General features: G+C 73.1%; 22 protein-coding genes and 3 tRNA genes. 15 read left to right on the top strand and 10 right to left on the bottom strand.

From position 1 onward, the window contains the following. The first annotated feature begins 6 nt into the window (after positions 1-6). The 3 genes from AC4H2G_RS02770 (at position 7) to AC4H2G_RS02760 (ending at position 6,101) form a co-directional block, all read left to right on the top strand. Entirely contained in the window at positions 7-378 is a 372-nt protein-coding gene (locus AC4H2G_RS02770; protein ID WP_494364228.1) for a sterol carrier family protein, read from the top strand. A 360-nt stretch (positions 379-738) separates the two neighbouring features. After that, positions 739-5,577, top strand: coding sequence for an ExeM/NucH family extracellular endonuclease (locus tag AC4H2G_RS02765; protein WP_494364227.1), 4,839 nt, complete (start codon positions 739-741; stop codon positions 5,575-5,577). A 113-nt stretch (positions 5,578-5,690) separates the two neighbouring features. After that, a complete protein-coding gene (locus tag AC4H2G_RS02760; protein ID WP_494364226.1) occupies positions 5,691-6,101 on the top strand; it encodes a hypothetical protein in 411 nt (136 codons plus the stop codon). Between the two features lie 53 nt (positions 6,102-6,154). Here the strand turns inward: AC4H2G_RS02760 and AC4H2G_RS02755 are convergent, their stop codons facing one another. From AC4H2G_RS02755 to AC4H2G_RS02740, 4 genes are read right to left on the bottom strand one after another with little or no spacing between them, the layout of a single operon-like run. Further along, positions 6,155-7,186 carry a sulfate/molybdate ABC transporter ATP-binding protein gene (locus tag AC4H2G_RS02755; protein WP_494364225.1) on the bottom strand — a complete coding sequence of 344 codons (1,032 nt, stop codon included), beginning with the start codon at positions 7,184-7,186 and terminating at the stop codon, positions 6,155-6,157. Further along, positions 7,183-8,043, bottom strand: a complete 861-nt coding sequence (locus AC4H2G_RS02750) for a sulfate ABC transporter permease (RefSeq protein ID WP_494364224.1) — start codon at positions 8,041-8,043, stop codon at positions 7,183-7,185. Before AC4H2G_RS02750 ends, AC4H2G_RS02755 begins: the two co-directional genes overlap by 4 nt. Before the next feature lie 10 nt (positions 8,044-8,053). Then, positions 8,054-8,890 carry a sulfate ABC transporter permease subunit CysT gene (gene cysT / locus AC4H2G_RS02745; RefSeq protein WP_494364223.1) on the bottom strand — a complete coding sequence of 279 codons (837 nt, stop codon included), beginning with the start codon at positions 8,888-8,890 and terminating at the stop codon, positions 8,054-8,056. 3 nt (positions 8,891-8,893) lie between these two features. Further along, positions 8,894-9,940 carry a sulfate ABC transporter substrate-binding protein gene (locus AC4H2G_RS02740; RefSeq protein WP_494364222.1) on the bottom strand — a complete coding sequence of 349 codons (1,047 nt, stop codon included), beginning with the start codon at positions 9,938-9,940 and terminating at the stop codon, positions 8,894-8,896. 220 nt (positions 9,941-10,160) lie between these two features. On the opposite strand from AC4H2G_RS02740, the gene purF reads away from it, so the two are divergent. Together purF and purM are read left to right on the top strand one after the other, a co-directional pair. Then, complete coding sequence (purF, locus tag AC4H2G_RS02735; protein ID WP_435738381.1) at positions 10,161-11,708, top strand: amidophosphoribosyltransferase; 1,548 nt, start codon at positions 10,161-10,163, stop codon at positions 11,706-11,708. Between the two features lie 44 nt (positions 11,709-11,752). Next, entirely contained in the window at positions 11,753-12,892 is a 1,140-nt protein-coding gene (purM, locus tag AC4H2G_RS02730) for a phosphoribosylformylglycinamidine cyclo-ligase (RefSeq protein WP_494364221.1), read from the top strand. Between the two features lie 163 nt (positions 12,893-13,055). Here purM and AC4H2G_RS02725 read toward each other — a convergent pair whose 3' ends face one another. Then, entirely contained in the window at positions 13,056-13,265 is a 210-nt protein-coding gene (locus AC4H2G_RS02725) for a DUF3073 domain-containing protein (RefSeq protein ID WP_494364521.1), read from the bottom strand. A gap of 397 nt (positions 13,266-13,662) precedes the next feature. Here AC4H2G_RS02725 and AC4H2G_RS02720 point away from each other — a divergent pair, with 397 nt between their 5' ends. After that, complete coding sequence (locus AC4H2G_RS02720) at positions 13,663-13,875, top strand: BldC family transcriptional regulator (RefSeq protein WP_251152510.1); 213 nt, start codon at positions 13,663-13,665, stop codon at positions 13,873-13,875. Between the two features lie 67 nt (positions 13,876-13,942). Here AC4H2G_RS02720 and AC4H2G_RS02715 read toward each other — a convergent pair whose 3' ends face one another. The 5 genes from AC4H2G_RS02715 to AC4H2G_RS02695 all read right to left on the bottom strand — a co-directional run bounded on the left by AC4H2G_RS02715 (position 13,943) and on the right by AC4H2G_RS02695 (position 15,231). Beyond that, entirely contained in the window at positions 13,943-14,242 is a 300-nt protein-coding gene (locus AC4H2G_RS02715; RefSeq protein ID WP_494364220.1) for a DUF3618 domain-containing protein, read from the bottom strand. Next, positions 14,239-14,661, bottom strand: a complete 423-nt coding sequence (locus tag AC4H2G_RS02710) for a phage holin family protein (RefSeq protein ID WP_494364219.1) — start codon at positions 14,659-14,661, stop codon at positions 14,239-14,241. Before AC4H2G_RS02710 ends, AC4H2G_RS02715 begins: the two co-directional genes overlap by 4 nt. A 167-nt stretch (positions 14,662-14,828) precedes the next feature. Beyond that, positions 14,829-14,901 (bottom strand) — tRNA-Phe (locus AC4H2G_RS02705). 54 nt (positions 14,902-14,955) lie between these two features. Beyond that, a tRNA-Asp gene (locus AC4H2G_RS02700) sits at positions 14,956-15,029 on the bottom strand. A gap of 129 nt (positions 15,030-15,158) precedes the next feature. Beyond that, positions 15,159-15,231 (bottom strand) — tRNA-Glu (locus AC4H2G_RS02695). A gap of 50 nt (positions 15,232-15,281) precedes the next feature. Between AC4H2G_RS02695 and AC4H2G_RS02690 the strand changes: the two genes are divergently transcribed. The 9 genes from AC4H2G_RS02690 to AC4H2G_RS02650 all read left to right on the top strand — a co-directional run bounded on the left by AC4H2G_RS02690 (position 15,282) and on the right by AC4H2G_RS02650 (position 22,340). Next, entirely contained in the window at positions 15,282-15,626 is a 345-nt protein-coding gene (locus AC4H2G_RS02690) for a metallopeptidase family protein (RefSeq protein WP_251152662.1), read from the top strand. Positions 15,627-15,704: 78 nt separating this feature from the next. Continuing rightward, complete coding sequence (locus tag AC4H2G_RS02685) at positions 15,705-16,025, top strand: ArsR/SmtB family transcription factor (RefSeq protein ID WP_494364218.1); 321 nt, start codon at positions 15,705-15,707, stop codon at positions 16,023-16,025. Beyond that, positions 16,022-16,972: a cation diffusion facilitator family transporter gene (locus AC4H2G_RS02680; protein WP_494364217.1), complete on the top strand. Its 951-nt coding sequence runs from the start codon at positions 16,022-16,024 to the stop codon at positions 16,970-16,972. The genes AC4H2G_RS02685 and AC4H2G_RS02680 overlap by 4 nt, the downstream gene beginning before the upstream one ends. 63 nt (positions 16,973-17,035) lie before the next feature. Then, positions 17,036-18,031, top strand: a complete 996-nt coding sequence (gene galE / locus AC4H2G_RS02675) for a UDP-glucose 4-epimerase GalE (protein WP_494364216.1) — start codon at positions 17,036-17,038, stop codon at positions 18,029-18,031. Positions 18,032-18,130: 99 nt separating this feature from the next. After that, a complete protein-coding gene (locus AC4H2G_RS02670) occupies positions 18,131-19,045 on the top strand; it encodes a phytoene/squalene synthase family protein (protein ID WP_494364215.1) in 915 nt (304 codons plus the stop codon). Beyond that, the gene (crtI, locus tag AC4H2G_RS02665) at positions 19,042-20,724 is read left to right on the top strand and encodes a phytoene desaturase family protein (protein WP_494364214.1); all 1,683 of its coding nucleotides are present in this window, start codon (positions 19,042-19,044) and stop codon (positions 20,722-20,724) included. The genes AC4H2G_RS02670 and crtI overlap by 4 nt, the downstream gene beginning before the upstream one ends. A 7-nt stretch (positions 20,725-20,731) precedes the next feature. Beyond that, positions 20,732-21,100 (top strand): lycopene cyclase domain-containing protein, encoded by a 369-nt coding sequence (locus tag AC4H2G_RS02660; RefSeq protein ID WP_494364213.1) that lies wholly within the window; start codon positions 20,732-20,734, stop codon positions 21,098-21,100. Continuing rightward, positions 21,097-21,471, top strand: coding sequence for a lycopene cyclase domain-containing protein (locus AC4H2G_RS02655; protein ID WP_494364212.1), 375 nt, complete (start codon positions 21,097-21,099; stop codon positions 21,469-21,471). Before AC4H2G_RS02660 ends, AC4H2G_RS02655 begins: the two co-directional genes overlap by 4 nt. Then, positions 21,468-22,340 carry a prenyltransferase gene (locus AC4H2G_RS02650; protein WP_494364211.1) on the top strand — a complete coding sequence of 291 codons (873 nt, stop codon included), beginning with the start codon at positions 21,468-21,470 and terminating at the stop codon, positions 22,338-22,340. The genes AC4H2G_RS02655 and AC4H2G_RS02650 overlap by 4 nt, the downstream gene beginning before the upstream one ends. The last annotated feature ends 116 nt before the right edge of the window (positions 22,341-22,456 follow it).

Here is a 22,456-nt window from a genome sequence, read left to right as displayed (position 1 = left end):
GGTCCCATGCCTGCTCGACGCCGCACCGACCCCGCCGTCGGCCGTCTCGCCCTCGCGGCGTGGCGCGACGGGCACGCCGAGCGCCGGGACGTGACGACCGCGGTGCGGTTCACGCTCGAGGAGCTCGCGGACGTCGCGCCGGGCCACGCCGTCGAGGTGCGCGTCCCGCCGGCGGGTGCCGTGCAGGCGGTCGAGGGACCTCGCCACACGCGCGGTACCCCGCCCAACGTCGTCGAGACGGACCCGCAGACGTGGCTCGGCCTCGCGACGGGCGAGCTCGCGTGGGCCGACGCCGTCGCGGACGGGCGGGTCCGCGCGTCGGGCGAACGGGCCGACCTGTCCTGGCTCCTCCCGCTCCAGGCCGCACGGCGACGGTGAGATCGGTCGCTCGGCGCGAGACACGCGGCCCGGCGTGAGATCGGTCCTCTGACGAGCCGATCTCGCGCCGAAGAGCCGATCTCGCAGCGACAGTCCGCGGTCGGTGTTACCACTGAGTAACGTTCCGCTCGTTGGTCTGGCGACCGGAGAGCCGGAGGACTAGCGTCCGGTGGATGATCGGCCGCCGCTCGCGGGCCGGCGCAGCACGACGACGTGCGGTGTCGTTCTCGCGGTGGTGATCCGGCAGCAACCGTCCGTTCATCCGCGTGCGCTGCGATGACCCTGGCGTCAGGGCGTCGCGTCCGCGCCCTGCACGGACGGATCGCTCCGGGGCCGTCCGCACGAGATGAAGGAGTCAGCGTGTCCCACCACCACCTCCCGCCGCAGCGCGGGAACCGACGGGGAAAGGTGGTGGCAGCGACGCTGAGCGCGGCGCTCGCCGTCCCCCTGTCGGCGACCGCCGCCACCGCGGCGGGCTCCCTGCCGACCGCGGCCGACGGGTCCGGCCTCGTCATCAACGAGGCGTACCTGAGCGGCGGCAGCGCCAACGCGCCCTACACCCACAAGTTCGTCGAGCTGTACAACCCCACGGCCTCGGTGATCGACCTCTCGGGGATGTCGCTGCAGTACCGCTCCGCGACGGGCACGGGCGCCTTCACCGGCGTCACGCCGCTGACGGGCACGGTCGCGCCCGGGGGCTACTACCTCGTCCAGGGCGGGTCGAACGGTTCCAACGGCGCCGCGCTGCCGACCCCGGACGCGACCGGCGGGCTCAACCCGTCCGGCACGACGGGCACGCTCGCCCTCGCGAGCTCGACGAGCGCGCTCACCCTCCCCGCCGGCAACGTCGCGGGCGCCACAGGCGTCGTCGACCTCGTCGGGTACGGCGCCTCGCTGACCTTCGAGACGGCGGTCGGTCCGGCGCCGTCGGCGAACAACGTGCCGGCGTCCGTCAACCGCACGAACTTCGTCGACACGGACGACAACAGCGCCGACTTCACCGTCTCGAGCACGGTCACGCCGCAGAACAGCGGCGACGACCCGGGCCCAGACCCCGACCCGGAGCCGGGCGAGGTCGTCCCGATCGCCGAGATCCAGGGGACGGGCGCGGCGAGCCCGCTCGTCGGGCAGACCGTCACGACGCGCGGCGTCGTCACCGCGACGTACCCGACCGGCGGCTACGACGGCCTCTACCTCCAGACGGAGGGCACCGGCGACCCGGGCGACGACCACGACGCGTCGGACGCGATCTTCGTGTACTCGAAGGCCGCGGCCGAGCAGCTCGAGGTCGGCGACCACGTGGAGGTCACGGGCACCGTCTCCGAGTACTACACGCTCACGCAGATCACCCCCGGCGCCAGCAGCTGGTCGGTGCTCGACGAGGCCGCCGAGGCCGTGAAGGCCGCGGACGTCGCGTTCCCCGCGACGGACGCCGAGCGCGAGGCGCTCGAGGGCATGCTCGTGCAGCCGGCCGGCGAGTACACGATCGCCGACAACTACAGCACCAACTACTACGGGTCGTTCCTTCTCGCCGCCGGCACGGAGCCGTTCCTCCAGCCGACGTCGGCCGGTCGCCCCGGGTCCGCCGAGGCCCAGGCCGCGGTCGCGGACCGGGCGGCGCGCGCCGTCGTGCTCGACGACGGCGCGACGACGAACTTCAACGGCTCCGCCAACAAGGCGATCCCGCTGCCGTACCTCACGGGCGGTGCGCCGGCGCGCGTCGGGGCGGACGTCACGTTCACGACGGCCGTCGTCCTCGACTACCGCTTCGACGCCTGGACGTTCCAGCCGCTCACGCACCTGCGCGCGGGCGACGGCGGCAACGCCGCCGAGGTCCAGCCGGCGACGTTCGAGAACACGCGCGAGGACGCGCCCGCCGAGGTCGGCGGGAACCTGAGCGTCGCGACGTTCAACGTCCTCAACTACTTCACGACGACCGGCGACGAGCTCACCGGCTGCCAGTACTACACGGACCGTGCGGGCAACCCGATCACGGTCGACGAGGGCTGCGACGCCCGCGGCGCCGCGAACGACGAGAACCTCGAGCGGCAGCAGACGAAGATCGTCGCGGCGATCGACGCGCTCGACGCCGACGTGGTCGCCCTCATGGAGATCGAGAACTCCGCGCCGTTCGGCAAGGACCGCGACCAGGCGCTGTCCGACCTCGTGGACGCGCTCAACGAGGCCGCCGGCGCCGACGAGTGGGCCTTCGTCCCCTCGCCGGCCGCGCTGCCCGACGACGAGGACGTCATCCGCCTCGCGTACATCTACCAGGTGGGTTCGGCGGAGCCTGTCGGCGCGTCGCAGATCCTGCTCGACGACCCGGCGTTCTCGAACGCGCGCGAGCCGCTCGCCCAGGTCTTCCAGCCGGCCGGGGGAGTCTCGGACGGCGCCGGGGCGACGGACGACGACGTGCTCGTCGTCGCGAACCACTTCAAGTCGAAGGGGTCGGGATCGGGCGAGGACGCCGACCAGGGCGACGGCCAGGGGGCGTCGAACGCCTCGCGCGTCAAGCAGGCGACGGCGCTCGTGGGCTTCACCGACCAGGTCTCGGCGGACGCGGGCACGGACAAGGTGCTGCTCGCGGGCGACTTCAACTCGTACTCGATGGAGGACCCGCTCGAGGTCCTCAAGGACGCGGGCTACGTCGGACTGAGCTCGTCGGCCGGCGGGTCCACCGGCGAGCAGAGCTACCTCTTCCAGGGGTACGTCGGGTCGCTCGACCACGTGTTCGCCTCGCCCGCCGCGGCGGACGTCGTGACGGGCACCGACATCTGGAACATCAACTCGGTCGAGCCCATCGCGAACGAGTACAGCCGGTACAACTACAACGCGTCGATCCTCTACGACACGTCGCCGTTCCGGTCGTCCGACCACGACCCGGTCCTCGTCGGTCTCGACCTCGGCGGCGACGCCGAGCCGGGCACCACGACGATCGACCTGCTCGCGATCAACGACTTCCACGGGCGCATCGAGCCGTACGTGACGAACCGGACCACCGGCGTCGTCACCAACAACACGCTGTCCTTCGCGGGCACGGTCGAGCAGCTGCGCGCCGAGAACCCCGACGGGACGGCCTTCGTCTCGGCGGGCGACAACATCGGCGCCTCGCTGTTCGCGTCGTCCTCGCAGGACGACCAGCCCACGATCGACGTGCTCAACGCGCTCGACCTCGCCACCTCCGCGGTGGGCAACCACGAGTTCGACCGCGGCTTCGACGACCTCACCGGTCGCGTGGCCGACGCGGCGGAGTGGTCCTACCTCGGGGCGAACGTCTACGACAAGGGGACGCAGAACCCCGCCCTGCCCGAGTACGACGTCGTCGAGATCGACGGCGTGCAGGTCGGGTTCGTCGGTGTGGTCACCGAGGAGACGCCGTCGCTCGTCACCCCGTCGGGCATCGCGGACCTCGACTTCGGCGACCCCGTCGAGGCGCTGAACCGCGTCACCGCGCAGCTCCAGGACGGCGATGACGCGAACGGCGAGGCCGACGTCGTCGTGGCCCTCGTGCACGAGGGCGCCGGAGCCGGCACCCCCGACGGCTCGACGCTCGAGGAGGAGGTCGCCGCGGGCGGCGTCTTCGCCGACATCGTCACGGGCACGGACCCGCGCGTGGACGCGTTCTTCACGGGCCACACCCACAAGCAGTACGCGTGGGAGGCGCCGGTCCCCGGCGTGGAGGGCGCGACCCGCCCGATCCTCCAGACCGGCAGCTACGGCGAGTTCGTCGGGCGCATCACGCTCACCGTGGACACGGAGACCGGCGAGGTCGTCGACCACGCCGCGGTCAACGTGCCGCGGACGTCGACGCCGTGGGAGGAGCTCGTCCAGACCTACCCGCGCGTGCAGGCGGTCAAGGACGTGCTCGACCCGGCACTGGCCGAGGCCGAGGTCATCGGGTCCCAGCCGGTCGGCGAGGTCACGGCCGACATCACGACGGCGTGGACCGGAGGCTCGTACGTCGACGGCGTCTACGTCGCGCCGCCGGTCACGAACCCGCCGACGGGTGCGCGCGACGACCGCGCCTCCGAGTCGACGCTGGGCAACCTCGTCGCCAACTCGCTCCGCGACACCCTCGCCGACCCGGCGCGTGGCGGCGCCGACTTCGGCGTCGTCAACCCGGGCGGCCTGCGCAGCGACCTGCTCGTGGGCGCGGACGGCGTGATCACGTACGCCGAGGCGAACGCGGTGCTGCCGTTCGTCAACAACCTGTGGACCGTGACCCTCACGGGCGAGCAGGTCCTGACGATGCTCGAGCAGCAGTGGCAGACGGACACGAACGGCAACCGCCCCTCGCGCCCGTACCTGGCTCTCGGTCTGTCGGACAACGTGTCCTGGACGGCGAGCACCGCCGACCCGAACGCGGCCCCGGGAGACAACGTGCTCACCGTGACCATCGACGGCGAGCCGATCGACCCCGACGGCGAGTACCGCGTCGCGACGTTCTCGTTCCTCGCGACCGGTGGTGACAACTTCCGGGTGTTCACCGAGGGCACCGACCCGCGCGACTCCGGTCTCGTCGACCGCGACGCGTGGATCGCCTACCTCAGCGAGAACTCCCCGCTGTCGCCGTCGTTCGCGCGGTCGCGGGTCGTCGTCGACGAGCTGCCCGGTCCGGTCACGGCGGGCGAGGACGTCAGCGTCGCGCTGTCGCGCCTCGACCTCACGTCGCTCGGGTCGCCGCAGAACACCGCGGTCACGGGATACCTCGTCCCCGCCGACGGGACGTTCGACCCGGAGAACCCGGGCGAGGCGGTCGGGACGGCCACGGTGACCGACGGGGCGGCGACGCTCACGGCGACCGTGCCGGACGACGCCGGCGAGGGCGCCTACGACCTGTGGGTCGTCGCGGAGCCGAGCGGCACGACCGCCCGGATCCCCGTGACGGTCGAGGCGGCCGAGCAGCCGACGGGCGTCGACCTCGAGGTGACCGCCCAGGCGCGCTGCCTCGCGGGCACGGCCTACCTCGCGGTGCGGGCCACCAACGGCGAGGACGTGGCGATCGACGTGCGGCACTACACGCCGTTCGGCGAGAGGCGCTTCGCCGCGGTCCAGCCGGGGAAGGCGGCGTACCAGGCGTACAACAGCCGCCAGTCCTCGCTCGAGGACGGCTCGGTGACCGTCGCCGGGTACGTGCCGGGCGCCACGCCGCGCTACGAGCAGCACAAGGTCACGTTCGAGGGCATCACCTGCGGGTGACGCGCCCCTGACGCGCTGATCGAGACCGCGACCCGGGTTCCGTCCGACGGACCCGGGTCGCGGTGCGTCCGGCCCGCACAGGCCTCCCAGGCGGCGCGGGTAGGGTCGGTCCCGTGAGCTCCCAGTCCTCCGCTCCCCACGACCGGCCCGACGACCGGCCCGACGGCGCGGCGTCCGACCCCCTGCCGCCCGCCGAGAGCCCGGCCGACGGCGCGGTCGACGTGCCCGCGGGCGGCCCGGCGCGTGTGCCCGCCGACGACGTCGAGATCGAGGAGGTCGTCGACCCGACGACCGTGCGCCGCGCGCCGCGCTACCGCGCGTTCTTCACGGTGGGGATCGTCCTCGGCGTCGTGGTCGGTCTGGGCGTGGGCGGCGCGTGGCTGCAGTCCGACGCCGTCCGCGGCGTCTTCAAGCCCGGCGTGTACTTCTCGGTGATCCTGCTGACCTGCACGGCGCTCGGCGCCGCGGTGGCCGGGGTGTGGGCCGTCGTCGCCGACCGCAGGAGCCTGCGCGGCCGCCGCTGAGCCGGCTCGGGCCGACTCCCGTCAGCCCTCCGAGATGCCCTGGCCGGCTGCGCTCAGGCGACGCGGACGACGTCGGCGGGAGCGGGGGACGTCGGCGCGCCCTCGGCGGGTGCGAGCCGCACCGCGACCCCGGGCGCCAGACCGAGCGTGCGGGCCTCGGCCCGCGTCACGACGACGCTCACCACCTCGTCCGCGGTCGTCACCTCCGCACGCACCTCGAAGCCGACGCGCGTCGTGCGCGTCACGACCCCGTCCACGGTGCCGCGCGCGGCGGCCGGACCGCCGAGGTGAGGCGCGTCGCCCGCGGGAGGCACGCCGTCGGGAAGGACCTCGACGTGGAGGTCGTGGGGGCGCACGAGGACCCCGCCGAGCCGTGTGACCGGGCCGAGGAAGCTCATGACGAAGTCGTTCGCGGGCCGGTCGTAGAGGTCGTCGGGCGTGCCGACCTGCTCGATCCGGCCCTCGTTGACGACGACGATCTCGTCCGCGACCTCGAGCGCCTCCTCCTGGTCGTGCGTGACGAACACGGTGGTGACGGGGATCTCGTCGTGCAGGCGGCGCAGCCAGTCGCGCAGCTCCTTGCGGACCGTGGCGTCGAGCGCGCCGAACGGCTCGTCGAGCAGCAGGACGCTCGGGCGGATCGCGAGCGCCCGGGCGAGCGCCATGCGCTGACGCTGCCCGCCCGAGAGCTGCGACGGCAGCCGGTGCGCGAAGGACTCGAGGTGGACGAGGCGCAGGAGCTCGTCGACGCGTTCGGCGGTCTCGGCCTTCGGCGTGCGGCGGATCTCCAGCCCGAAGGCGACGTTGCGTGCGACGCTCAGGTGCTTGAAGGCCGCGTAGTGCTGGAAGACGAAGCCGACGTTGCGCCGTCGGGCGGGCAGGTTCGTCGCGTCCCGGCCCTCGATCTCGACCGTGCCGGAGTCCGGCTGCTCGAGGCCCGCGACGACGCGCAGGAGCGTCGACTTCCCGCCGCCGCTCGGGCCGAGGAGCGCGGTGAGGCGTCCGGTCGGGACGGAGACGGAGACGTCGTCGAGCGCGACGAAGTCGCCGAAGGTCTTGCGGACGTTCCGGATCTCGATGCTCATGAGGCGGCCTTCGCGGGGTGGGTGGTGCGGGGGCGGGCGGGGGAGGCGACGGCGGACGGCGTGTCCGAGCGCAGGAAGGTGACCGCGACGATGCACGCGACCGACACGGACGCGAGGAGGAACGCGACCGCGTACGCGGTGCCCTGCTCGAAGTCCTGGTAGCGCTGCTCGACGAGGAGCGTGGACGTCTGGGTGCGGCCCTCGAAGTTGCCGGAGACCACCTTGACCGCGCCGAACTCGCCGAGAGCGCGGGCGAGCGTGAGCACGACGCCGTACACGACCGCCCACCGGATCGCGGGCAGCGTGATGCGACGGAACGTCTGCCACCACGTGGCGCCGAGGCTCGTCGCGGCGAGCTCTTCGTCGGTGCCGATCTCGGTCAGCACGGGCACGACCTCGCGGATCACGAGCGGGAGGCACACGAATGCCGTCGCCATGACGATGCCGGGTGGCGCGAAGACCACCTGGAACCCCGCGTCCTCGAGCGTCGGCCCGAACCAGCCGTCCTGGCCGTACACGAGGATGAGCGCGAGGCCCACCACGATCGGCGAGACGGACAGCGGCAGGTCGAGCAGCGCGTTGAGCAGCGCCTTGCCCGGGAAGTCGTAGCGCACGAGCAGGAGCGAGATCCCGACGCCGAAGAGCGTGTTGATCACGACGACCTGGACCGCGACCGACGCGGTGAGCTGGAGGGCGAAGACGACGCTCGGGTCGGACAGCGCGGTGCGCAGCGTCTCGAGACCGTCGGCGAACGCGCCGCGCACCACGAGGGTCAGCGGCCAGCCCACGAGGAGCACGAGGTACACGACGACGAGCGTGCGCACCGCGTACCGCACGCCGGGGGAGCCGTCGGTCACTGGTCGGGGCCTAGCCACGGCGGGCCACCCTTCTCTGGACGAGCTGGATCGTCGCGATGACGAGCAGCGAGACGAGCAGCAGGACGGACGCGACGGCCGCGGCCTCCTCGGGCTGCCCGTTCTCGAGGTAGCTGAGGATGCGGACGGAACCGACCTCGGTGCGCATCGGCAGGTTGCCCGAGAGCAGGACGAGTGCGCCGTACTCGCTGATCGCCCGCGCGAAGGACAGCGCCGCGCCGGCCGTGATCGCCGGGGCCAGCGCCGGCAGGATCACGCGCCGGAACGTCGTGGCGCGGGTCGCGCCGAGCGACGACGCGGCCTCCTCGACGTCCCGGTCCAGCTCCGCGAGGACGGGCTGCACGCTGCGCACGACGAACGGCAGGGTGACGAACAGGAACGCCAGGAAGACGGCGGCGCGGGTGTTCGCGACGTCGACCCCGAGCGGCCCGGACGGTCCGTACAGCGCGAGGAGCACGAGCCCGGCGACGATCGTCGGGAGGGCGAACGGGATGTCGATGAGGACCTCGAGGATCCGCTTGCCCGGGAAGGAGTCGCGCACGAGGACCCACGCGATGAGCGTCCCCATGGCGACGTTCACCGCCGTGACGGCGAGCGCCTGGGAGACGGTGAGCGTGAGTGCGGCCGCCGTCTGGGGCTGGGTGATCGCCGCGACGAACGCGGGCCAGCCTCCCGCGGAGGTCTCGACGAGGACCGCCACCAGCGGCACGAGCGCGAGCGCGGAGAACCACAGGAGCGAGACACCGAGCCCGAGGCCCGAGGCGGCCGTGAGCCGGTACGGGCCGTTGCGCGTCCGGCGTCCCGGTCGTTCAGCGACGGTGGAGGTCACGGGTCACCGCTTCCCGGTCTCGGTCTGGATCTTCGTCACGAGGCCCTCGTCGCCGAAGAACGTCGAGTTCGTCGCCTCCCAGCCGCCGAAGTCGTCCTCGATCGTGAGCAGGGACGGGACGGCGGGGAACGGGTCGCTCGGGTCGTTGGCTCCCTCGACCTCGCCCTCCACCTCGCCGACGAGCGGGCGGAAGCCCTTGCTCGCGAACGCCTGCTGCCCCTCGGGCGTGAGGACGAAGTCGAGGTAGCTCTGCGCCTTCGGGTCGGCGTCGACCGTGACGGCGGCCGGGTTCTCGATGAGCAGCGTCTGGTCGGGCACGACGTAGTCGAACGTCTCGCCGTTCTGGCGTGCCAGGATCGCCTCGTTCTCGTAGGAGAGCAGGACGTCGCCCGTCCCGGCGGTGAAGGTCGTCGTGGCGTCGCGACCGCTGCCCGGCAGCGCCACGGCGTTCGTGAAGAACTGGCGCAGGTACTCGGTCGCGTCCTCCTCGGTCCCGCCGTTCGCGATGACGCTGCCGCAGCCGGCGAGGATGTTCCACCGGGCCGAGCCGGAGGAGCCCGGGTTCGGCGTGACGATCTCGATGCCCGGCTTCACGACGTCCTCCCAGCCCTGGATGTTCTTCGGGTTCCCCTCGCGCACGATGAGCACGACCACGGACTGGCTGACGATGCCCGCGTTCTCGCCCGCGTCCCAGTCCTCGGCCACGATCCCCGCCTCGACGAGGCGCGTGACGTCGCCCTCGAGCGAGAAGTGGACGTAGTCGGCGTCGAGGCCGTCGGCGACGGCGCGGCTCTGGTCGCCCGAGGCGCCGTACGACGTCTCCCAGGTGACGCCCTGGCCGTCCTCGGTCTCCGCCCACAGCTCCTGGGCGGCGTCGTTGCCGGCCTTGGGCACGGCGAAGCCCACGAGCGAGAGCGTGGTGGGCTCGACCGACGCGTCGCCGTCGCCACCCCCGGAGCCGTCGACGGCGGTCGGCGCGCAGGCGGTGAGGACCAGCGCGGTGGCCGCGGCGGCGGCGGCGAGGGGGAACGTGGTCCGGTGGCGTCGCATCTGTCTCGTCCTTCGGTGGGGGCCCGGGGGCCGTCTCGCGCGGCAAACTGGACTGCCGCGATCGGATAAGTCCAGATTGAAGCGGGGTGCGACCGCTGCGCGAAACCCCTGACTGACTGGTGAGACGACGTAACGCGCCGGTGAAGGGCCTCGCACGGGTGCGGGCTGTTTCTCCGGCGCGGTCCCCGGACGGGGCCGACCCCGTGAGACACTGAGGTACGTGGCCCCCCGCGGAGATGGACTTCTCAACCACGACCTCATGCCCGGCGAGAAAGGCCCCCAGGACGCCTGCGGTGTCTTCGGAGTCTGGGCGCCCGGCGAGGAGGTCGCCAAGCTCGCCTACTTCGGCCTCTACGCCCTGCAGCACCGTGGGCAGGAGTCGGCCGGGATCGCGACGAGCAACGGCGAGCAGATCCTCGTCTACAAGGACATGGGACTCGTCTCCCAGGTGTTCGACGAGACGGCGCTCAACGCGCTGACGGGGCACATCGCCGTCGGGCACTGCCGCTACTCCACCACGGGCGGCGTGACGTGGGAGAACGCCCAGCCGACGCTCGGCGCCACCGCGTCCGGGACCGTCGCCCTCGGCCACAACGGCAACCTCACGAACTCGGCCGAGCTGGTCAACCTCGTCGCCGAGCGGTACGGCAGCCAGCGGCGCGGCGAGCTCGCGCGCGGCAACACCACGGACACCGCGCTGGTGACCGCGCTGTTCGCGGGCGACGCCGACCACACGCTCGAGGCCACGGCCCTCGAGGTCCTGCCGCGCCTGCGCGGGGCGTTCTCGCTCGTCTTCATGGACGAGCGCACGCTGTACGCCGCGCGCGACCCGCAGGGCGTGCGCCCCCTCGTCCTCGGCCGCCTCGAGCGCGGCTGGGTCGTGGCGAGCGAGACCCCCGCCCTCGACATCGTCGGCGCGTCGTTCGTGCGCGAGGTCGAGCCGGGCGAGCTCATCGCGATCGACGCCGACGGCCTGCGCTCGCAGCGCTTCGCGCCCATCGAGCGCGCGGGCTGCGTGTTCGAGTACGTGTACCTGGCGCGACCCGACACGGCGATCAACGGCCGGTCGGTCCACGCCGCGCGCGTCGAGATGGGTCGTCAGCTAGCACGCGAGCACGCGGTCGACGCCGACCTCGTCATCCCGGTGCCAGAGTCCGGGACCCCCGCCGCGGTCGGCTACGCGGCGGAGTCGGGCATCCCGTTCGGGCAGGGGCTCACGAAGAACGCCTACGTCGGCCGCACGTTCATCCAGCCGTCGGACACGCTGCGCCAGCTCGGCATCCGGCTCAAGCTCAACCCGCTGCGCGACGTCATCCGCGGCAAGCGGCTCGTCGTCGTCGACGACTCGATCGTGCGCGGCAACACTCAGCGCGCGCTCATCCGGATGCTGCGCGAGGCCGGCGCGGCCGAGGTCCACGTGCGCATCAGCTCGCCGCCGGTGAAGTGGCCGTGCTTCTACGGCATCGACTTCGCCTCGCGCGCCGAGCTCATCGCGAACGGGCTCTCACCCCACGAGATCGGGCAGTCGCTCGGCGCGGACTCGCTCGGCTACATCTCGGCCGAGGGCATGATCGCCGCGACCGAGCAGCCGGCGTCCCAGCTCTGCACCGCGTGCTTCACCGGGAAGTACCCGATCGAGCTGCCACCGGACGACCAGCTCGGCAAGCACCTCCTCGAGCAGGCCGAGCTGCCGCTCGGCGCCCCCGAGGACGGCCTGCGGTCGCTCTCCGTGACCGCCGGCGGCGCCGGGGCGCTCCAGCACCCCTGACCCGACCGCACCTTCCCCATCCCGTGACACCTGGAGCGACGACCGTGACTGCCGACGTGCCGCAGACCCCCGCCGGCCTGACCTACGCCGCCGCCGGCGTCGACACCGAGGCGGGTGACAAGGCCGTCGAGCTCATGAAGGACGCGGTCCGTCGCACGCAGGGCCCGCAGGTCCTCGGAGGAGTGGGCGGCTTCGCCGGCCTCTACGACGCCGCCGAGCTGACCCGCTACCGTCGCCCGCTCCTCGCGACGTCCACCGACGGCGTCGGGACGAAGGTCGCCATCGCGCAGGCGATGGACGTCCACGACACCATCGGGTTCGACCTCGTGGGCATGGTCGTCGACGACATCGTCGTCGTGGGCGCGAAGCCGCTCTTCATGACGGACTACATCGCGTGCGGCAAGGTCGTGCCCGAGCGCATCGCCGGCATCGTCCGCGGCATCGCGGCGGCGTGCGAGGTCGCGGGCACCGCGCTCGTCGGCGGCGAGACCGCGGAGCACCCCGGCCTGCTCGGCCCCGACGAGTACGACGTCGCCGGTGCAGCGACCGGGGTCGTGGAGGCCGACGCGCTCCTCGGCCCGGACCGCGTGCGCGAGGGGGACGTGCTCATCGGGCTCGCGTCGTCGGGACTGCACTCGAACGGCTACTCGCTCGTGCGGGCCGTGCTGCAGCACGCGGGCTGGGGCCTCGAGCGCCACGTGGACGAGCTGGGCCGCACGGTCGGCGAGGAGCTGCTCGAGCCCACCCGCGTGTACGCGAGCGACTGCCTCGCGCTCGCCGCGGACGACGCGGCGCAGGTGCACGCGTTCACGCACGTCACCGGCGGCGGCCTCGCGGCGAACCTCGCACGCGTGCTCCCCGCCGGCCTCGTCGGGGTCGTGGACCGCGCGAGCTGGGTCGTACCGCCGGTCTTCCGGCTCGTGCGCGAGCTCGGCGGCGTGCCGCGCACCGACCTCGAGAGCACGCTCAACCTCGGTGTCGGCATGGTCGCGATCGTCGGCGCGGACGGCGCGGACGCCGCCCTCTCGCGCTGCGCGGCGCTCGGCCTGCCCGCGTGGGTGCTCGGCTCGGTCGAGGCGTTCGACCCCGCCGCCCAGGACGGTGTCGCAGACGGGGACCTCGTCGCCGGGACGAAGGGCGTGCAGGCCGGAGCGGTCCGGCTCGTGCACGACTACCGGGCCTGAGGGACGCCGTCGCACGCGGCTGTCTCAGGCCCGCCTGCCAGCGGTCTCAGGCTCCGGGCGCGACGACGGCGCCGCCATCTCGTCGGATGGCGGCGCCGTCGTACGTGGAGATCGCTCCTGCGGGCGGGGCCCCGTCGCCGGAGAGGAGACAGGGCGACGACCGTCAGCGGTCGTCGGGCCAGCCGTTGTATCGCTGGTCGTAGCTGTCGAGATCGTCGGACGACTCGGCGCCGAAGCGGGAGTCCGTCGCGACATCCGTATGGCTGTGACCGGTGAGCTCCTGCTCGAGAGCCCTGTAGTTCGTCTCGGGGCTGTAGTACTTCAGCTCCCGAGCGACCTTGGTCTGCTTAGCCTTCTGACGGCCGCGGCCCATGGCTCCGACCCCCTCAACGTAGAAGCGGGGCGGCACCGTGCTCAGACGTGCGGCCCCGGGGTGTAGTTTCGTCTGTTCAGAGTCCAACGGTACACGCTCGGGGCCTATTCCAGCCACTCAAGAGGGGCGTCGAGACGGTGACGTGCGAACCGTCACACGCTCTCCACGAACCCCGGGGAGGACGCCGCCCCCCAGGTCTCCCGCTGCCCGGTGACCGGGGTGCTCGTAAGGCGCACGAGCGACTGTCCGACCCTTCCGACCATAGGGCTCCTAATTCACCCGTCCGTCAAGTCGCCCGAAATCCGCATCCTGCGACAATGGAGGGGAACTGGCGTCGTGCTGTCGTCGTGATCCGGGGCATCCGCCGGACCAGCGCGTTCCAGGAGGAGGTGCCGTGATGTCCATGCATGGAGAGTCCGAGGTTCTGCTCACGCCCGCCGAGGTCGCCAGCCTCTTCCGGGTCGACCCCAAGACCGTGACCCGCTGGGCGAAGGCGGGCAAGCTCTCGTCGATCCGCACGCTGGGCGGACACCGCCGCTACCGCGAGTCCGAGGTGCGAGCGCTGCTCGGCGCCGCCAGCGAGCCGGCCGACGGCGCCGACAAGGGCTGAGGGGCGCGCGCGGCGATCGCCCGCGCCGGGCTGGACGGCCGCGCGAGGGGCACGGCCGTGCGAGGGGCTAGGAGCGCTTGCGGAGGATCGCCGCGACGACGAGCGCGGCCCCCGCGACGGCGGCGCCCAGGAGGAGCTTGACGTTGCGCGACCGGTCGGGGTCCTCCTCGGGGAGGCCGCCCCCGCTGAGGAAGGCACCGGTGTCCGACGCGGCCTGCTTCGCCTGCTGCGCCACGTGCGAGGCCTGGACGCGCGGGTCGAGCCGTGTCGTCAGCTCGTCGATCGTCCCCGCGAGCTCGGCGCGGGTGCGCGCGATCTCGTCCTCGATCTGGGACTGGGACGGCGCGGGTGCCTTGTCGGCGCTCACGGGCGAACCCCCTTCTTGATGGTCTCGACGTCTTCCTTGATGTTGTCGACCGCGGCGGTCGGGGTGGGGGGCACGCCCCGCTGGAGCTGCTTGACCCCGATGAACGCCAGGGTCCCGGCGACGAGCACGAGGACCAGGCCGACGATCAGCGCGGCCAGCCAGGTCGGCATGACCGTGGCGAGTCCCTCCATGGCCGAGGCGAAGAGGAAGCCGAGACCGTAGAGCACGAGCACCGCTCCGACGACGAGCATCCCGATGCCCACGCCGGCGTGCATCGCCTTGTCCTTGAGCTCGGTCTTGGCGAGCGCGATCTCTGAGCGCACGAGCCTCGTCGCCTGCTCGGAGAGACGCTCGACGAGCTGCCCGACCGTCGGCTTCTGCTCCTCGGGCGGGATGCGCCCGTCGACCCAGTCGCTCATGTCTCCACCCTTCGCCGGTGATCCTCGTCCCACTCAACCGGCAGCGGTGTCGGTCCGCAACTCCCGGCCGTCGGAGGCGGCGGGCGTCGACGTGCCTGTGACGTGCCGAGACGCGTCGGAGGACGAGAAAGCCCCCGCCGAGTTCTCCCCGGCGGGGGCTTCGCGGGTGGCTCCGACCGGCGTCGATCCGGTGACCTTTCGATTTTCAGTCGAACGCTCTACCAACTGAGCTACAGAGCCCTGACACGAGAGCCCGGGCGGCCGATGTCGACCGGCCCGGGCTCTCGCCTCGCGCGACCCTGACGGGACTTGAACCCGCGACCTCCGCCGTGACAGGGCGGCGCGCTAACCAACTGCGCTACAGGGCCTTGCTGTGATGCTGAAAGTTCTCCGCTTCCCGCTGTTCGGCGGGCTGCTTTCGAACCGAGAGGATCGTACCGTACCGAGGAGCCGATCCGTAAATCCGCTGGTGACCACCGGTCCTGCACCATCCTGCGTACCCCCAACGGGATTCGAACCCGTGCTACCGCCGTGAAAGGGCGGGGTCCTAGGCCGCTAGACGATGGGGGCTCGTGGACGTCGGCCAGTGTACAGCGGGGGAGGATGGTCCCGTGGTGGAGATGACGCTCGAGGAGTTCGAGGACGCGGTGCGCGACGGGCTGGACCTCGTGCCCCCGGACCTGGCGGCCCAGATGGACAACGTGGTCGTGCTCGTGGAGGACGACGCGCCGGCGGACGACCCCGAGCTGCTCGGCCTGTACGAGGGCGTGCCGCTCACCGAGCGGGGCGAGATGTGGGCCGCGGGGTCGTTGCCCGACCGCATCACCGTCTACCGCAACCCCACGCTCGCGATCTGCGAGACCCGTGACGAGGTGGTCGAGGAGGTGGCGATCACCGTGGTGCACGAGATCGCCCACCACTTCGGGATCGACGACGACCGCCTGCACGAGCTCGGCTGGGGGTAGCGGCACGCGGGAGCCTCTGTGCGTGCCTGCCGCACCGACAGGCTCGCATTCATCGACGGGTGGCGATAACATCGTCATATGGCGATGGAGAGTTCGACGCACGACCACGAGGCCGTCTCGCGCCTCCTGCACGCGCTCGCCGAGCCGAGCCGCCTCGCGCTCGTCCACCTGCTCACGGGTGCGGAGCGCCGCGTCGTCGACCTCACGCGCGAGCTCGGGCTCGCGCAGTCCACCGTCTCGGCCCACCTGACCATGCTGCGCGACGCCGGGGTCGTCGCCGTCCGGCGCGAAGGGCGGTCGTCGTGGTACCGCCTGCTGCGTCCCGAGGTGGCGCACCTGCTCGCCGACGCCGAGCACGTCGCACTCGCGCCGCTCCCGCGCACCGAGGGGGCGTCGTGAGCGCCCGCGGGGGTGGTCACGCAGGCGGTCACGGCCACGGCGGGCACCCTGGGCACGGCACCGCGACCGGCGCGCACCGCCGGCGCCTCGCCGTCGTGCTGGTCATCACCCTGGCGGTGATGGTCGGCGAGGTCGTCGGCGCGCTCGTGTCCGGCTCTCTCGCCCTGCTCGCGGACGCGGGGCACATGCTCACGGACGCCTCGGGTATCGCGCTCGCCCTGTTCGCGAGCTGGCTCGCCGCGCGCCCGACGACGTCGCAGCGCACCTTCGGCTGGCAGCGCGCGGAGATCCTGGCCGCGCTCGCGAACGCCCTCATCCTCGCGTTCGTGGCGGTCACGGTGATCGTGGAGGGCGTGGGGCGGGTGCGTGCACCCGAGCCGGACATCCGGGCCGGCGTCATGATCGTCGTCGCGCTCGTGGGTCTCGCCGCCAACGCCGTCGGGCTGCGGCTGCTCGCCGCGGGCCAGGCCGAGAGCCTCAACGTGCGGGGGGCGTACCTGGAGGTGCTGGGCGACCTGCTCGGCTCCGTCGCCGTGGTCGCGGCGGGTGTCGCCGTCGCGGCCGGCTTCCCGCGCGCCGACGGGATCGCGTCGGTGGCGATCGGCCTCATGATCCTTCCCCGCGCCGTCCTGCTGCTGCGCGACGTCGCACACGTCCTGCTCGAGGCGACGCCGCCGGGCGTGGACCTCGCCGCGGTCCGCGAGCACATGGAGGGCGTCCCCGGGGTCGTCGGTGTGCACGACCTGCACGCCTGGACCATCACGTCCGGCGTGCCGGTCATGTCGGCGCACGTCGAGGTCGAGGCGGAGCGCCTCGCGCGCGGCGAGGGGACGGACGTCCTCCGGCGGCTCAGGACGTGCCTGAGCGGCCACTTCGACGTCGACCACTGCACGTTCCAGATCGAGCCGCCGGACATGCGGAGCACGGAGTCGTCGGCGCACCACTGAGTCCCGACCGCGCGGTCCGGACGGCCCGGAGGAGCGAGGCGGCCCGCCGTTAGGCTGGCCCGCATGACGATCCTGGTGACCGGCGGAGCGGGGTACATCGGCGCGCACGTGGTGCGGCTGCTGCAGGAGAAGGGCGAGACGGTCGTCGTGGCCGACGACCTGAGCACGGGGCGGGCCGACCGGATCGGCGACGCGGAGCTCGTCCAGGTCGACGTCGCGTCGCCCGAGGCGGTCGACGTGCTCACCCGCGCGCTCACGGACCACGGCGTGCGCGCCGTCATCCACTTCGCGGCCCGCAAGCAGGTCGGCGAGTCGGTCGAGAAGCCCGCGTGGTACTACCAGCAGAACGTCGGCGGCTTCACGAACCTCGTCACCGCGATGCAGGCGGCCGGCGTCGACCGGCTCGTGTTCTCGTCGTCCGCGGCGACCTACGGCATGCCGTCGGTGTCGATGGTCGAGGAGAAGCTGCACGCCGAGCCCATCAACCCCTACGGCGAGACCAAGCTGGTCGGTGAGTGGCTCGGTCGCGCGGCCGGGCGAGCGTGGGGCCTGCGGTTCGTCGCGCTGCGCTACTTCAACGTCGCCGGTGCGGGCTGGCCCGAGCTCGGCGACCCCGCGGTGCTGAACCTCGTCCCGATGGTCCTCGACCGCCTCGAGCGCGGCGAGCGGCCCAAGATCTTCGGCGACGACTACCCGACGCCGGACGGTACGTGCATCCGCGACTACATCCACGTGCTCGACCTCGCGCACGCCCACCTCGCGTCGCTCGACTACCTCGACGCCGACGAGCGCCCGTTCGACGTGTTCAACGTCGGCACGGGCGAGGGGTCGTCCGTGCGCGAGGTCATCGACGAGCTCGGGCGCGTGAGCGGGCTCGACGTCACGCCGGAGATCGAGCCGCGCCGTGCGGGCGACCCGCCGCAGCTCGTCGGCGACCCCCGCCGGATCAACGAGGTGCTCGGCTGGCGCGCGTCGCAGGGCCTGCCGGAGATCATCTCGTCGGCGTGGGAGGCCTGGCAGGCGGGTCCGCGCCGGATCGAGGTGCCTGCCGACGTGTGAGCCGGCCCACCCCGTGGGAGGATGCATTCCTCAGCATGCTGAGGAATGCCGTGGACGTGCCGCCACGAGCTTCCTCGACGATCCGGACGGGGTGATGGCGTGGGCGCCGAGCACGACCTGTACGACCGCACGGCGGCACGCACGAGCAGGATCGTGCTGTCGTCGTACTCGACATCGTTCGGGCTCGGCGCCCGGCTGCTCGACCGCCCGACGCGCGACGGCATCGACGCCGTCTACGGCCTCGTGCGCATCGCCGACGAGGTCGTGGACACGCGGCGCGGTGACGGCGCGGCGGAGCTCCTCGACGAGCTCGAGGCCCAGACGGCGCGCGCGCTGGAGCGCGGCTGGTCCACGAACCTCGTCGTGCACTCGTTCGCTCGCACGGCGCGCCGCTGCGGGATCGGGCACCACGAGGTGGACCCGTTCTTCGCGTCGATGCGCACCGACCTCACCGTCCGGGTGCACGACCGCGAGAGCTACGAGCGCTACGTCTACGGCTCGGCGGAGGTCGTCGGGCTCATGTGCCTCGCGGTGTTCCTCAACGCGCACCGCGGTCCTGGGGAACCGCTGGTCGTGCCCGACGAGACGCTCGTCCACGGCGCCCGCGCGCTCGGCGCCGCGTTCCAGAAGATCAACTTCCTGCGCGACCTCCGCACCGACTACGCGGAGCTCGGGCGTCGCTACCTCCCGGGCGTCGTCCCCGACCGTCTCCGCCGACGCGACGTCGAGGCGTTCTGCGCCGAGGTCGAGGGCGACCTCGCGGCCGCACGCGCGTCGCTGCCCGGCCTGCCCGTGCGGGCCCGCGTCGCCGTCGCCGCGACGCTCGCCGTCTACGACCGGCTCCTCGCGCGCCTGTGCGCGACCCCGCCCGAAGAGATCCTCCGCGCTCGGGTCCGCGTCGCCGACCCCGTGAAGATCGCGCTCGCGGCGCGTGCGGCGAGCACGCAGCTCCTCGGCCAGGTCGCGACGCCGCGGACCAGGGCTCTCGCGTCGCGCACCCGGGCGGTCGTGTGAGGACGCCGCGCGTCGCGGTCGTCGGCGGCGGCATCGCCGGCCTCGCGACGGCCGCCCTGCTCGCGCGCGGCGGAGCGCGCGTGACGCTCCTCGAACGGCACGACACGGTCGGCGGTCGCGCGGGCACGCTCGAGCTCGACGGCTTCCGGTTCGACACCGGGCCGTCGTGGTACTTCATGCCCGAGGTGTTCGACCACTTCTTCGCGCTGCTCGGCGAACGCGTGGAGGACCACGTCGACCTCGTGCCCCTCGACCCGGCCTACCGGGTCTTCTTCGAGCCGGGCGCCGCCGCACCGGCGACCGGCGGCGGGACGCGCGCGACCACGCTCGAGGTCACGCGGGACCGCGAAGCGACCCTCGCCGCCTTCGACGCGCTCGAGCCCGGGGCGGGCGAGCGGATGGGTGCCTACGCCGACGACGCCTCGGAGGCGTACCGGCTCGCCCTCGACCACTTCCTCTACACGACGTTCGAGCGACCGGACCGCGCGCTCTCGCCCGACGTCCTGCGGCGGCTGCCGCGGCTCGCGCGCCTGCTCGGGCGCACGCTCGCCGACCACGCCGCGGGCACGGTCGACGACGCCCGGCTGCGCCAGGTGCTCGGGTACCACGCCGTCTTCCTCGGGTCCTCGCCCTACCGGGCGCCCGCGCTCTACTCGCTCATGAGCCACCTCGACCTCGTCGACGGCGTGCTCTACCCGCGCGGCGGGATGTACACGGTGATCGAGGCGGTCGAGAGCCTCGCGCGCGCCGAGGGCGTCGAGATCCGCACGGGCGCGGAGGTCGAGGCGATCGAGGTCGAGCCAGGTGCCCGACGCCGCGGGCGCGCCACCGGCGTCCGGCTCGCCTCGGGCGAGGTGGTCGCCGCCGACGTCGTCGTGAGCGCGGCGGACCTGCACCACACCGAGACCCGGCTGCTGGACCCGCACTGGTCGACGCGGCCCGAGGCGTGGTGGGACGCCCACGGGCCGGGCGTCTCCGCGCTGCTGGTCCTCGCGGGCGTGCGGGGCGAGCTGCCCGAGCTCGCGCACCACTCGCTGTTCTTCACGCGCGACTGGCCGCGCAACTTCGACGCGCTCCTGGGCCGCGACGCGGCGAGCGTCGTCACCGGGCTGCACGTGCCCGAGCCGGCGTCCCTGTACGTGTCGCGCACGACCGCGACGGACGGGCCGTCGTCGGGCAGCCCCGCCGCGCCGCCCGGCCACGAGAACCTCTTCGTGCTCGTCCCGTTCCCCGCGGACCCGGCGCTCGGTGCCGACGCCCCGTCGCAGCGGGCCCTGGAAGGGCTCGCGGACCGCTACCTCGCCCAGGTCGGGTCGTGGGCCGGGATCGACGACCTGCCCGGCCGCGTCGTGACCCGGCGCGTCCTCGGGCCCTCGCACTTCGCGACCGAGCTGTCGACGTGGCGCGGCGGGGCGCTCGGCATGGAGCACACGCTGCGCCAGTCCGCGCTGTGGCGTCCCGGGGTGGTGTCACCGCGCGTCGACGGGCTCTACCACGCGGGAGGTGGCACGATCCCGGGCGTGGGACTGCCGATGTGCCTCATCAGCGCCGAGCTCGTAGCCAAGCGGCTGCTCGGCGAGACGTCCGCACGCCCGCTGCCGGCGCCGCTGCGCCCCGGATTCCTCGACGCGAGCCGGCGGCCCGAGCGCCTGGGTGCGCCGCTCGCGGTGCGGCGGTGACGCGCGGGTGACGGGACTGGCCTACCTCGGCGCGCTCGCCGTCTCGCTGGGCGGCATGGCCGTGATCGATCACCGGTTCCGCCTCGCCTTCTGGCACGACGCGCGCCGCGCCGCGCTCACCGTCGGGCTGGGCGTCGTCGGGTTCCTCCTGTGGGACGTCGCCGGGCTCGTGCTCGGCATCTTCGCGCGCGGAGAGAGCCCGTGGATGACGGGCATCCTGCTCGCGCCCGACCTGCCGATCGAGGAGGTCTTCTTCCTCACGCTGCTCTGCTACGTCGCGCTCGTCGTGTGGCGGCTGCTCGAGCAGGCGCTGCGACCGCCGCGTCGGACGCCGGGCGGCGACGCCGCGGCCGCGCCCCGGGACGGTGACGCGTGACGAACATCGTGCTCAACGTGATCGTGCTCGTGGTGCTGGTCGCGGTGTCGTGGCGGGTCCTGCGCCGGCTCCGCCCGGCACCGCTCGCGCTCACGGTCCTCGTGCTGTGCGTGCTCACGCTCGTGTTCGACACGCTGATGATCGCCGCCGACCTCTACGTCTACGACCCCGACAAGATCCTCGGCGTCTACCTGTGGGGCGCGCCGCTCGAGGACTTCGCGTACGCGGTCGCCGCGGCGCTCGGCATACCGGTCCTGTGGACGGTGCTCGGGCGCCGTCGTCGCCGTGCCGGACCGGACGGTGCGGACCCCCGTGAGGGCTCCCAAGGGAAGCCCCCGCCTCGCGACGCGGCCGGAGGGGAGGCGTCGTGAAGGACATGCTCGCGGCGTCGCGACCGTTCTCGTGGATCAACACCGCCTACCCGTTCGCCGCCGGGTACCTCGTCGCGACGGGGGGCCGCGTCGACGTCGCGCTCGTCGTCGGGACGCTGTACTTCCTCGGCCCGTACAACCTGCTCATGTACGGCGTGAACGACGTCTTCGACTACGAGAGCGACCTGCGCAACCCGCGCAAGGGCGGGATCGAGGGGGCGCTCGCGGACCCCGCGACGGCGCGCGCGACGCACCGCCGCGTCCTGTGGGCCTGCGCGGTGACCAACGTCCCGCTCGTCGCGTGGCTGCTCGCCCTCGGCGACCTGACCGCGGGCCTCGTGCTCGCGCTCGTGGTGTTCCTCGTCGTCGCCTACTCGGCGCCCGTGCTGCGGTTCAAGGAGCGGCCGTTCCTCGACTCGGCGACGTCGTCGATGCACTTCGTGGGGCCGCTCCTGTACGCGCTCGTGCTCGTCGGCGCCGACCTCGGGGCGCGGACCGTGTGGCCCGTGCTCGTCGGGTTCTTCCTCTGGGGGGCGGCGTCGCACGCGTTCGGCGCCGTGCAGGACGTGCGGGCCGACCGGGAGGCAGGGATCGGCTCGGTGGCGACGGTCGTCGGGGCGCACGCGACGGTGCTCGGGGCCGCGGGGGCCTACGGCGCCGCGGCCGTCGTCCTCGCCGTCGTGCCGTGGCCCGGTGTGCTCGCCGCGCTCCTGCCGCTCCCGTACGTGGTGAACGTGCTGCGCTTCCGGGACGTGCACGACGCCGACTGCGAGCGCGCGAACGCCGGGTGGCGCACGTTCCTGTGGCTCAACCTCGTGACGGGCTTCCTCGTGACGATGCTCCTCATCGCGACCGCGCTCACCGGGTAGGGCGCCCGGCCGCGCTCGCCTCGTCGCGCCGCGACGCCCGGCCCCGGGGACGACGACACCCCGCGACCGGAGCGGTCGCGGGGTGACGTGGATCGGCGTCGAGCCGTCGAAAGGCG

This window comes from Cellulosimicrobium sp. BMG9.23 (assembly GCF_059159985.1).
This window is presented reverse-complemented; position numbering and strand designations above follow the sequence as displayed.